The sequence below is a fragment of the Tamlana crocina genome (genome assembly GCA_040429635.1).
Classification (GTDB): Bacteria; Bacteroidota; Bacteroidia; order Flavobacteriales; family Flavobacteriaceae; genus Flavisericum; species Flavisericum crocinum.
Map to the genome: position 1 here is coordinate 3,543,978 of CP158972.1, position 11,550 is coordinate 3,555,527.

18 protein-coding genes are annotated in these 11,550 nt (G+C 37.9%); 1 reads left to right on the top strand and 17 read right to left on the bottom strand.

What is annotated here, in order from left to right:
- Positions 1 to 3: 3 nt before the first annotated feature.
- From rplE to rpsL, 17 genes are all read right to left on the bottom strand, one after another.
- Positions 4 to 555 carry a 50S ribosomal protein L5 gene (gene rplE, locus ABI125_15425; GenBank protein ID XCF06097.1) on the bottom strand — a complete coding sequence of 184 codons (552 nt, stop codon included), beginning with the start codon at positions 553 to 555 and terminating at the stop codon, positions 4 to 6.
- A 2-nt stretch (positions 556 to 557) separates the two neighbouring features.
- Positions 558 to 869: a 50S ribosomal protein L24 gene (gene rplX / locus ABI125_15430; GenBank protein ID XCF06098.1), complete on the bottom strand. Its 312-nt coding sequence runs from the start codon at positions 867 to 869 to the stop codon at positions 558 to 560.
- A gap of 14 nt (positions 870 to 883) precedes the next feature.
- A complete protein-coding gene (gene rplN, locus ABI125_15435) occupies positions 884 to 1,252 on the bottom strand; it encodes a 50S ribosomal protein L14 (protein ID XCF06099.1) in 369 nt (122 codons plus the stop codon).
- Positions 1,253 to 1,254: 2 nt separating this feature from the next.
- Positions 1,255 to 1,512 carry a 30S ribosomal protein S17 gene (rpsQ, locus tag ABI125_15440; protein XCF06100.1) on the bottom strand — a complete coding sequence of 86 codons (258 nt, stop codon included), beginning with the start codon at positions 1,510 to 1,512 and terminating at the stop codon, positions 1,255 to 1,257.
- A gap of 11 nt (positions 1,513 to 1,523) precedes the next feature.
- Positions 1,524 to 1,715, bottom strand: a complete 192-nt coding sequence (gene rpmC / locus ABI125_15445; protein ID XCF06101.1) for a 50S ribosomal protein L29 — start codon at positions 1,713 to 1,715, stop codon at positions 1,524 to 1,526.
- Positions 1,716 to 1,728: 13 nt separating this feature from the next.
- Positions 1,729 to 2,148, bottom strand: a complete 420-nt coding sequence (gene rplP, locus ABI125_15450) for a 50S ribosomal protein L16 (GenBank protein ID XCF06102.1) — start codon at positions 2,146 to 2,148, stop codon at positions 1,729 to 1,731.
- A 21-nt stretch (positions 2,149 to 2,169) separates the two neighbouring features.
- Positions 2,170 to 2,889 carry a 30S ribosomal protein S3 gene (rpsC, locus tag ABI125_15455; GenBank protein XCF06103.1) on the bottom strand — a complete coding sequence of 240 codons (720 nt, stop codon included), beginning with the start codon at positions 2,887 to 2,889 and terminating at the stop codon, positions 2,170 to 2,172.
- A gap of 8 nt (positions 2,890 to 2,897) precedes the next feature.
- Positions 2,898 to 3,305, bottom strand: coding sequence for a 50S ribosomal protein L22 (gene rplV / locus ABI125_15460; GenBank protein XCF06104.1), 408 nt, complete (start codon positions 3,303 to 3,305; stop codon positions 2,898 to 2,900).
- Positions 3,306 to 3,311: 6 nt separating this feature from the next.
- Complete coding sequence (gene rpsS / locus ABI125_15465; protein XCF06105.1) at positions 3,312 to 3,590, bottom strand: 30S ribosomal protein S19; 279 nt, start codon at positions 3,588 to 3,590, stop codon at positions 3,312 to 3,314.
- A gap of 3 nt (positions 3,591 to 3,593) precedes the next feature.
- Positions 3,594 to 4,421 (bottom strand): 50S ribosomal protein L2, encoded by an 828-nt coding sequence (rplB, locus tag ABI125_15470; protein XCF06106.1) that lies wholly within the window; start codon positions 4,419 to 4,421, stop codon positions 3,594 to 3,596.
- 10 nt (positions 4,422 to 4,431) lie between these two features.
- Complete coding sequence (gene rplW / locus ABI125_15475; GenBank protein XCF06107.1) at positions 4,432 to 4,722, bottom strand: 50S ribosomal protein L23; 291 nt, start codon at positions 4,720 to 4,722, stop codon at positions 4,432 to 4,434.
- 7 nt (positions 4,723 to 4,729) lie between these two features.
- Positions 4,730 to 5,359, bottom strand: coding sequence for a 50S ribosomal protein L4 (gene rplD, locus ABI125_15480; GenBank protein XCF06108.1), 630 nt, complete (start codon positions 5,357 to 5,359; stop codon positions 4,730 to 4,732).
- On the bottom strand, positions 5,359 to 5,976 hold the full coding sequence (rplC, locus tag ABI125_15485) for a 50S ribosomal protein L3 (protein ID XCF06109.1): 618 nt from the start codon (positions 5,974 to 5,976) through the stop codon (positions 5,359 to 5,361). The genes rplD and rplC overlap by 1 nt, the downstream gene beginning before the upstream one ends.
- Before the next feature lie 143 nt (positions 5,977 to 6,119).
- Complete coding sequence (rpsJ, locus tag ABI125_15490; GenBank protein ID XCF06110.1) at positions 6,120 to 6,425, bottom strand: 30S ribosomal protein S10; 306 nt, start codon at positions 6,423 to 6,425, stop codon at positions 6,120 to 6,122.
- An 11-nt stretch (positions 6,426 to 6,436) separates the two neighbouring features.
- Positions 6,437 to 8,563: an elongation factor G gene (fusA, locus tag ABI125_15495; protein XCF06111.1), complete on the bottom strand. Its 2,127-nt coding sequence runs from the start codon at positions 8,561 to 8,563 to the stop codon at positions 6,437 to 6,439.
- Positions 8,564 to 8,569: 6 nt separating this feature from the next.
- Positions 8,570 to 9,046, bottom strand: coding sequence for a 30S ribosomal protein S7 (gene rpsG / locus ABI125_15500; protein XCF06112.1), 477 nt, complete (start codon positions 9,044 to 9,046; stop codon positions 8,570 to 8,572).
- Positions 9,047 to 9,067: 21 nt separating this feature from the next.
- On the bottom strand, positions 9,068 to 9,442 hold the full coding sequence (gene rpsL / locus ABI125_15505) for a 30S ribosomal protein S12 (GenBank protein XCF06113.1): 375 nt from the start codon (positions 9,440 to 9,442) through the stop codon (positions 9,068 to 9,070).
- A gap of 207 nt (positions 9,443 to 9,649) precedes the next feature.
- On the opposite strand from rpsL, the gene ABI125_15510 reads away from it, so the two are divergent.
- The gene (locus ABI125_15510; protein XCF06114.1) at positions 9,650 to 11,311 is read left to right on the top strand and encodes a POTRA domain-containing protein; all 1,662 of its coding nucleotides are present in this window, start codon (positions 9,650 to 9,652) and stop codon (positions 11,309 to 11,311) included.
- Positions 11,312 to 11,550: the final 239 nt, after the last annotated feature.

Sequence of the window (11,550 nt, forward strand, 5' to 3'; positions counted from 1 at the left end):
ATCTTAGTTCTTTTGAAAAGGTAATCCTAGTTCAGTTAATAATGATTTTGCTTCTTTATCAGTCTCGGCTGAAGTTACAAATGTAATATCCATTCCAGAAATTTTGTTCACTTTATCAATGTTTATTTCTGGGAAGATGATTTGCTCGGTAACACCTAGGTTGTAGTTACCTCTTCCGTCGAATCCTGTAGCCTTAATTCCATTAAAATCTCTTACACGTGGAAGTGCAGAAGTTACTAAACGATCTAAGAATTCGTACATTCTTTCGCCACGTAAAGTTACTTTTGCCCCAATTGGCATCCCTTTACGAAGTTTGAAAGATGCAACGTCTTTTTTAGATATCGTTGCTACGGCTTTTTGTCCAGATATAGTAGTCAATTCCTCTACTGCGTAGTCAATCAACTTTTTGTCTGCAACGGCAGCACCCACACCTTTAGATATTACTATCTTTTCCAGTTTAGGAACCTGCATTACATTATTATATCCAAATTCGTCTGTAAGAGCTGCAATTACTCTGCTTTTATACTCTTCTTTAAGTCTTGGTGAATATGCCATAACTATATTACTTCATTAGATTTTTTAGAAAATCGTACTTTTTTATCGCCTTCCATTCTGTAGCCTACTCTTGTTTCTTCACCTTTGGAGGTCAATAACGACAAGTTAGATACGTGAATAGCGGCTTCTTTCTCTACGATTCCTCCTTGAGGATTTTGAGCACTTGGCTTAGTGTGTTTTTTCACTAAGTTTACGCCCTCAACAATCGCTTTGTTCTTCTCTATTAACACCTTTTGTACTTTACCTTCGGCCCCTTTGTGGTCTCCAGCAATTACTTTTACGGTATCTCCAGTTTTTATTTTAAGCTTTCCCATCTTAATAATTTGTATTAAAGCACCTCTGGTGCCAATGATACAATCTTCATGAATTGTTTATCACGAAGCTCTCTTGCAACTGGTCCGAATACACGTGTGCCTCTCATTTCACCTTGAGGGTTTAAAAGTACACATGCGTTATCGTCGAATCTGATATAAGATCCATCTGGACGTCGCACTTCTTTAACGGTACGCACTACCACTGCAGTTGAAACAGCACCTTTTTTAATGTTTCCATTAGGTGTTGCGTCTTTTACTGAAACTACAATTTTGTCCCCTACAGAAGCGTATCTTCTTTTAGTACCACCTAGAACACGTATGGTTAATACTTCTTTGGCTCCGGTGTTGTCTGCTACTTTAAGTCTTGATTCTTGTTGTACCATGATTACTTCGCTCTTTCAATTATTTCAACTAATCTCCAACATTTAGATTTACTTAAAGGTCGTGTTTCCATGATCCTTACAGTATCTCCTTCGTTGCAGTCATTTTTCTCGTCGTGTGCAACATATTTTTTTGTTTTCAACACGAACTTACCATACATAGGGTGCTTTACTTTTTTCACCTCAGAAACCACAATAGATTTCTGCATTTTGTTACTTGTAACAACTCCTATACGTTCTTTTCTTAACTTTCTTGTTTCCATTTTAAGCAGAATTATTGTGAATCTCTTTTAGTTAATTCCGTCGCAATTCTGGCAACGCTACGGCGTAGGTTACGCAATTGAATTGGATTTTCTAAAGGAGAAATTGCATGAGCCAATTTTAGGTCTGAATAACTCTTTTTAGTTTCACTAAGCTTTTCTTGTAACTCAGCTACAGATAATTCTTTAATTTCTGATTGTTTCATAATATCAAATCAATTATGCTTCGTAATCTCTAGCAATTATAAACTTAGTTTTTACCGGTAGTTTTTGTGCGGCTAGACGCAATGCTTCTTTAGCTACGTCTAATGGCACACCACCTACTTCAAAAAGCACTCTTCCTGGCTTTACAACAGCTACCCAAAGCTCAACGGCACCTTTACCTTTACCCATACGTACTTCAAGAGGCTTTTTTGTGATAGGCTTGTCTGGAAATATTTTGATCCAAAGTTGCCCTTCTCTTTTCATGTAACGTGTAGCGGCTATACGTGCTGCTTCAATTTGACGAGATGTTATAAATACTGAGTCTAATGCTTTTATTCCAAAAGTTCCGCTTGAAAGTTGGTTGCCTCTACCGGCATTACCTTTCATGCGTCCTTTTTGCTGCTTACGAAATTTTGTTCTTTTAGGCTGTAACATTTTTCTTTACTTTATAAAAAATTACTTTCTACGACGAGGCCCTTTGTTTCCGCCACGTCCGGCTCCACCTTTTCCTTGCTTTTTGGACAATCCAACAAGCGGAGAAAGCTCTCTTTTACCGTATACTTCACCTTTCATGATCCATACTTTAACACCCAACCTACCGTAAGTAGTGTGTGCCTCAACTAAAGCATAGTCAATATCGGCTCTAAAGGTCGATAAAGGAATACGTCCTTCTTTGTAGTGCTCGCTACGTGCCATTTCAGCACCATTTAAACGACCACTGATCTGGATTTTTATTCCTTCAGCATTCATACGCATTGTAGCAGCGATAGCCATTTTGATTGCACGACGGTAAGAGATTCTGTTCTCAATTTGACGGGCAATACTTGATGCTACTAAAAATGCATCCAGTTCAGGTCTTTTAATTTCAAAGATGTTAATCTGAACTTCTTTTCCGGTAATTTTCTTAAGCTCCTCTTTCAACTTGTCTACCTCTTGACCTCCCTTACCAATAATGATACCTGGGCGTGCCGTAGTGATAGTAACGGTTACAAGCTTTAAAGTTCTTTCAATAATTACTCTACTTACACTAGCTTTAGAAAGACGCGCGTGAACGTATTTTCTAATCTTATCGTCTTCGGCAAGTTTATCGCCATAATCGTTTCCTCCGTACCAGTTAGATTCCCATCCTCTGATAATTCCTAAGCGATTTCCGATTGGATTTGTTTTTTGTCCCATACTCTTTATTAAGCTTGTGTGTTATTGTTAGCACCAACCACCAATGTTACGTGGTTAGAACGTTTTCTAATTCTGTGTGCACGACCTTGAGGTGCTGGACGCAATCTTTTTAACATAGATCCTCCGTCAACTCTAATCTCCTTTACAAATAATTCTGCAGATTCAACATCGGCATCTTCATTTTTTGCTTGCCAGTTAGCGATAGCCGACAATAACAACTTCTCTAAACGAGCTGAAGCTTCCTTTTGGTTGAACTTTAAGATATTAAGTGCTTTCTCTACCTTTTCACCTCTTACTAAATCGGCTACTAAGCGCATTTTTCTTGGTGATGTAGGACAATTATTAAGTTTTGCAAAAGCCACTTGCTTTTTACCTTCCTTAATAGCGTCTGCCATTTGTTTTTTACGACTTCCCATAGCTTACTACTTTTTACCTTTATTTTTAGCACCGGCATGCCCACGGAATGAACGTGTTGGTGAAAATTCTCCTAATTTATGACCTACCATGTTTTCAGTTACGTAAACTGGAACAAATTGACGGCCATTATGCACTGCTATTGTTTGTCCAACGAAATCTGGAGTAATCATACTAGCACGAGACCAAGTTTTGATTACTGTTTTTTTGTTAGCCTCAACATTAGCGGCAACTTTCTTTTCTAATTTATAATGAACGTAAGGTCCTTTTTTTAATGATCTTGCCATGTCTTATTTCTTTCTACGTTCTACAATATACTTATTACTCGCTTTTGTTTTAGAACGTGTTCTATAACCTTTAGCTGGAACACCGTTTCTTGAACGTGGGTGACCTCCTGAAGAACGTCCTTCACCACCACCCATTGGGTGATCAATCGGGTTCATTACCACCGGTCTAGTTCGCGGTCTTCTACCTAACCATCTTGTTCTACCTGCTTTACCACCTACTATTAATTGGTGATCTGAGTTAGATACAACTCCGATAGTAGCCATACAAGTTCCAAGAATCATTCTGGTTTCACCTGAAGGCAATTTTATAGTAGCAAACTTACCGTCTCTTGCCATTAATTGTGCAAAAGCACCAGCACTACGTGCCATAACAGCGCCTTGTCCTGGACGTAATTCTACACAAGAAATAATGGTTCCTAATGGAATTTCACTTAATGGCATAGCGTTACCAATTTCTGGTGCTACGCCTTCCTTACCAGACACAATGTTTTGCCCTACTTGCAATCCGTTTTGAGCAATTACATATCTCTTTTCGCCATCTTGGTAGTTTACCAAAGCGATAAAAGCTGTTCTGTTTGGATCGTATTCTATCGATTTTACTTCGGCAGGAATTCCTGCTTTGTCTCTTTTAAAATCGATAATACGATACTTCTTCTTATGACCACCACCTATGTAGCGCATGGTCATTTTTCCTTGACTGTTTCTACCACCAGACCTTTTATTCGGAACGAGCAAGCTCTTTTCCGGCTTATCAGTAGTTATGGCGTCATACCCATTTACTACTCTAAAACGCTGTCCTGGTGTGATTGGTTTTAATTTTCTTACTGACATTGTTGTCTAATTACATGTTACTGTATAAATCAATCATTTCACCTTCCGCCAGTTGTACAATTGCCTTTTTAACAGCATTTGTTTTACCATGTTGAAGACCTGTTTTTGTGTAACGGGTTCTTCTATCTGGACGGACATTTATAGTACGAACTTTTTCAACAGAAACACCATAAGCAGCTTCAACCGCTTTTTTGATTTCTACCTTGTTCGCCTTTGTGTTCACTGAGAACCAATAGCAGTTTTTTAACTCACTATCAGCTGTCGCTTTTTCTGTGATTATAGGTTTAATTAAGATACTCATCTGTTTCTTATTTACTTAAGTTTGTTTCAATTCCTTCAATTGCACCTTCTAAAAGCACTACTTGATTAGCATTCATAATCTTGTAAGTACTTAATTCTGAAGCTGTTATCACTTCAGAACCTTTTAAATTGCGCGACGACAAATATACGTTATTATTTGACCCACCCAACACAAACAAAGACTTTTTGTTGTCTAACTCTAAGGCTTTCAGTACCGCAGTAAAGTTTTTGGTTTTTGGAGCATCAAAATTAAAGTCTTCTAAAACTGTAATTGATTGCTCTCCGGCCTTAATACTTAATGCAGATTTACGTGCTAAACGCTTAAGGTTTTTGTTAAGCTTGAAGCTATAGTTTCTTGGTCTTGGACCAAACATACGTCCACCACCTTTAAATACTCCAGACTTGATGCTACCAGCACGAGCTGTACCAGTACCTTTTTGCTTCTTAATTTTACGCGTACTTCCGGCAATTTCTCCTCTTTCTTTCGATTTGTGAGTACCTTGACGTTGGTTTGCTAAATATTGTTTAACATCCAAATATACGGCGTGATTATTAGGCTCAATAGCAAACACATCTTTAGAAAGGTCTGCCTTTCTACCTGTGTCTTTTCCGTTTATATCTAAAACTGCTACTTTCATTACTTTCTAATAATTACATAAGAGTTTTTGTGTCCAGGCACACAACCTTTTACAACAAGTAAGTTCTTTTCAGCAACTACTTTCAATACTCTTAAATTTTCAACTTTCACTTTTTCACCACCCATTCTTCCGGCCATTTTCATGCCTTTGAATACTCTAGCAGGATAAGAAGCGGCTCCAATAGAACCTGGCGCTCTTAAACGGTTGTGCTGACCGTGGGTAGCTTGACCTACACCACCGAAACCATGACGCTTTACAACACCTTGGAATCCTTTTCCTTTTGAAATACCAGACACATCAACAAATTCACCTTCAACAAAGTGATCTACAGTGATAGAATCTCCTAATTTGTACTCCTCATCAAAACCTTTGAACTCAACGATTTTACGCTTTACAGAAGTACCCGCTTTTTTAGCATGACCGATGTCTGCCTTTGTAGCGCTTTTTTCTGTCGCGTCATCGAAACCTAATTGAACAGCTTCGTAGCCGTCAACCTCTTCAGTTCTGACTTGGGTAACGATACATGGACCTGCTTCGATTACTGTACAAGGAATGTTTTTCCCGTTTTCATCAAAGATGCTGGTCATACCGATTTTTTTTCCAATTAACCCAGACATAATTTAATTATTAATTTATTTGTTACTTATTTAAAAAACTTCAGGGACAAAATACCTTCCGTCCCTGAAATGTATTTTTCCGTTTTTCCCGCGACCGCATCGGTGGGACATGTACTTGGCTACACGAGGCAGCCGGTTTATACTTAAACCTTAATCTCTACTTCAACACCACTTGGCAACTCAAGCTTCATCAAGGCATCAATTGTTTTTGATGATGAAGAGTAGATATCCATTAATCTTTTATAAGAAGATAATTGGAATTGCTCTCTTGACTTCTTGTTTACGTGTGGAGAACGTAATACAGTAAAGATTTTTTTGTGTGTTGGTAAAGGAATTGGTCCAGTTACAACAGCACCAGTACTTTTTACTGTTTTTACAATCTTATCGGCCGATTTATCAACCAAGTTGTGATCGTAAGATTTTAATTTTATTCTGATTTTTTGACTCATTTTCTTAGATTTTAAGCTTCAACACCTTTAGCTGCCTTAATCACTTCTTCAGAAATATTTGAAGGTGTTTCAGCGTAATGTGAAAATTCCATAGTTGACGTTGCACGACCAGATGATAGTGTTCTTAATGTAGTTACATAACCGAACATTTCTGACAACGGTACAATAGCTTTAACGGCTTTTGCTCCAGCTCTGTCGCTCATGTCACTTACTTGACCTCTTCTTCTGTTCAAATCACCTACAATATCACCCATGTTTTCTTCTGGAGTAATAACCTCCAATTTCATCATAGGCTCCATAATTACGGCTTTAGCAGCTTTTGCAGCAGCTTTAAAACCTAGTTTTGCAGCTAATTCGAAAGACAACTGATCAGAATCCACATCGTGGTAAGAACCATCAGTTAAAGTTACTTTCATAGAATCTACTTCATAACCTGCCAACGGACCATTTACCATAGCCATTTGGAAACCTTTTTCAATTGAAGGGATAAATTCTTTAGGAACGTTACCACCTTTAATCTCAGAAATAAACTCTAATCCATCCTTACCTTCGTCAGCAGGCTCAATAGTAAATACAATATCGGCGAATTTACCACGACCACCAGATTGCTTTTTGTAAACCTCTCTGTGCTCTGCACGTTGTGTAATGGCTTCTTTGTACTCTACTTGAGGCTGACCTTGGTTAACCTCTACCTTGAACTCACGCTTAAGACGGTCAACAATAATATCTAAGTGAAGCTCACCCATTCCAGAAATAATAGTCTGTCCGGAAGCTTCGTCTGTTCTTGCTGTAAATGTTGGATCTTCTTCTGCCAATTTAGCCAAAGCCATACCCAATTTATCAACGTCTGCCTTTGTTTTAGGCTCTACCGCGATACCAATTACTGGATCAGGGAATTCCATTGATTCCAAAACAATAGGATGCTTTTCATCTGATAAAGTATCACCAGTTTTGATATCTTTAAATCCAACTGCTGCACCAATATCACCAGCTTCGATAAACTCGATAGCGTTTTGCTTGTTAGAGTGCATTTGGTAAATACGAGAGATACGCTCTTTTTTACCTGAACGGTTGTTCATTACGTAAGAACCAGCATCTAAATGACCAGAATACGCACGGAAGAATGCTAAACGACCAACGAAAGGATCGGTAGCAATTTTAAATGCCAATGCAGAAAATGGCGCATTTGCATCTGGCTTACGAGTTTCCTCTGCGCCAGTATCTGGGTTTGTACCTACAATGTTATCTCTATCTAATGGAGAAGGCAAGTAACGACATACAGCATCCAATAAGAACTGCACCCCTTTGTTTTTAAATGAAGAACCACAAATCATTGGAATGATAGCCATATCCATTACAGCAGCTCTAAGTGCAGCGTGCACTTCGTCTTCTGTGATTGAATCCTCATCTTCCATGAACTTCTCAAGAAGGTTTTCGTCGTAAGTCGCAACTTCTTCAATTAAAAGCGCACGGTACTTACGAGCTTCTTCCTTCATATCGTCTGGAATCTCAACAACATCAAAGGTAGCCCCTTGAGTTTCGTCATGCCAAACTACAGCTCTGTTTTTTACTAAATCTACGATACCTTTAAAATCTGCCTCATCACCAATATTCAACACAATTGGCACAGCGTTAGATTTCAACATATCTTTAACTTGCTGACATACTGCCAAGAAGTTAGAACCTTGACGGTCCATTTTGTTTACGAAACCAATACGTGGCACTTTGTAGTTATCAGCAAGTCTCCAGTTAGTTTCAGATTGTGGCTCTACACCATCAACCGCACTAAACAAGAATACTAAACCATCCAACACACGTAAAGAACGGTTCACCTCTACGGTAAAATCCACGTGGCCCGGAGTATCGATAATATTAAAGTGATAGTCTTTGGTATCTGGTAACGGCTGCGCGTTTTCCATAGGGAACTTCCAAGTACAAGTTGTAGCTGCAGAAGTAATGGTAATACCACGCTCTTGCTCTTGCTCCATCCAGTCCATGGTTGCAGCACCATCGTGCACCTCACCAATTTTATGACTAACACCAGTATAATAAAGTATACGCTCTGTAGTTGTTGTTTTACCAGCATCAATATGAGCTGCAATACCTATATTTCTTGTATATTTTAAATCTCTTGCCATGTTTTATTAGAATCTAAAGTGTGAGAATGCTTTATTGGCTTCTGCCATTTTATGAGTATCTACACGTTTCTTAACTGCTGCTCCTTCTTCTTTAGCTGCTGCTAAAATTTCTGAAGCCAAACGCAACGCCATAGATTTTTCGTTACGTTTTCTTGCATAGCCAATCAACCACTTCATGGCAGTTGAAACTTTTCTATCTGGACGAATTTGCATCGGGATCTGGAATGTTGCACCACCAACACGACGGCTACGTACTTCTACGTGAGGCATCACATTAGAAAGGGCATCTTTCCAAAGCTCTAAAGCTGTTTTTTCTTCGTCAGTTTTCTTTGAATCTACAATATCAATAGCATCGTAGAATACTTTAAAAGCTACAGACTTTTTACCATCCCACATCATCATGTTAACGAAACGCGTTACTAACTGGTCGTTAAAACGTGGATCCGGTAAAAGCGGTCTCTTTTTTGCTGCTCTTTTTCTCATGTCTTCTTCTTAAAGTTTTAATTACTTTTTAGGGCGTTTTGCACCATACTTAGATCGACGTTGCGTACGGCCGTTAACACCTGCGGTATCAAGCGCGCCACGCACAATGTGATATCTAACACCTGGTAAATCTTTTACCCTTCCGCCTCTAACCAATACTATCGAGTGCTCTTGTAAATTATGTCCTTCACCGCCAATGTATGCGTTAACCTCGTTTCCATTTGTTAAACGCACCCTTGCCACCTTACGCATTGCTGAGTTAGGTTTTTTAGGGGTTGTTGTGTAAACACGAGTACATACACCACGTCTTTGCGGACAAGAATCCAAAGCAGCCGATTTACTCTTCTTGGTTATTTTGGCTCTTCCTTTTCTTACTAATTGCGAAATTGTTGGCATAAATTTTAATATAAATTTTATTAACCTCTATTTAGAGGGCTGCAAAGGTAGAAATTAAAATGAATAATTCAAATCCTAAATCATTAATTTTCAGTTGAATTTAAAAATAATAACATTCGCTATATCAATCGGCAAAATTTTCCGTTAGATTTACATTAAAAACCCACCTTGTATTTCGTGAAAAAGTTCACCTTTTTACTCCTTTTTATGTATATTATTTTTCCTCCGAAGAGTTTCGGACAAAATTTATGGCTTAACATAAAAGGTGCAAAAAGCGACGAAACCAAGACAGTAGATTCCCTTAATTACCAAAAACGGCATGTCGATTTTAAGTCTTTAACTACCGAAGTAAACAACACACAGCAAACACTTTATGAACTGGGCTATATTGAAAATGAAGCTTACGGCATTGAAAAAATAAACGACTCCACATTTTCAGTGAAAATCGCTTTAAAAAGGAAATTCAATAGCATTCGTATTTATTATGACAACGAAACATTGAATGCATCGACAATCAAACCCATTTCAAACGAAATATTTGATGGCTATTTTGAAACACCCTTTAATCAAGTTGAAAAAGCACTGAATCGCATCAACCAAAAAATTTCAGAAAACGGACTACCTTTTTCAAAATTGAACTTATCGGATATCAAAATAAAAAACGACTCCACGATACAAGCTCAACTCATAATCCGTTCCGCCAAAAAGCCACGTTCCATTGACAACATTGTTTTAAGGGGTTACGAAAAATTCCCGAAAAGCTTTTTAAAACACTATTTAAAAATCAAACCCGGGCAGGTTTTTGATTTAACCGCCATAAAAAATAAAACCGAACAATTGGCAAATCTGAATTTCGCAAAAGAACTCAGGTCACCCGAAGTACTATTTTCAAAAGACTCGACCATATTATATGTCTACACAGAAAAAACTACGAGCAACGCTTTTGACGGATTTTTAGGTTTTGGCACCAATGAAGACAGCAATAAATTAGAATTTGACGGCTACCTAAGCCTAAACCTGACCAACAATTTAAATTTTGGCGAGTCCTTTAGGCTATTATACAAAAGTGACGAAAACGACCAAAAAACATTTGAAAGCAACGTTACGATGCCCTATGTTTTTAATTCCCCCATAGGAATAGAATTTGCATTACGTATTTTCAAAAAAGACTCATCATTCACAACCACCAACCAAACCGCCAAAATAAATTACCAAATAAACGCCAAACACCACATTGATCTAGGAATAACTTCAACAGAATCCAGTTATTTACAATCCACCAACTCTCCAACCCTTCGAGACTACGACTCTAATTTTTTCACAATTTCACACCAATACAACAATCTGCAAGCTTCCAACGTATTATTTCCTATAAAATCACATTTCAACATCGAAATAGGGATAGGCAAAAGAAAAACGGAATCAGACTCCGAAAAACAAACACTGCTAAGCTTGAACGCCTCAAACATATTCAACCTTAACACTAAAAATTCTATATACTTGAGAACGACTGGGGCTTATTTACAATCGGACAGTTATTTTGAAAATGAGCTCTTTCGTTTTGGCGGCATCAATTCAATTAGAGGCTTTGAAGAAAACAGCCTTTTCGCGTCATTGTTCGGCTTAATCAACACCGAGTACCGTTACCAATTGGCCAATACGGTTTACATACACACTATTTTCGACGCAGCGTACTTTGACAACAAAATCACTTCCGTTCAACAAAAACTTTTTGGATTTGGTTTCGGATTCGGGCTACTCACCAAAGCTGGCTTATTTAAACTGAATTATGCTAACGGCAAAAATGAAAACACCAACTTTAAACTTTCCGACTCCAAAGTCCACCTCAGTTTAACGGCATTTTTTTAAAACCGCCTCAATAAAGTAAAATTTTTCCTCAAACTCAACAGCCTTAATTCAGACCCACAACCGCCGAAACTATGCACGCATAACTTAGTGATTATCAAATCATAAAATTCACAACAAACTCAAAACTATTTTAAAATATGTTTTTAAAACGGCCTTTTTCACTAAAAAAACCACAATCATTTTGTGAGCCTAGCACAAATTTTAACGGGAAATTATTGTTTAATTAACTTTATTTTAGG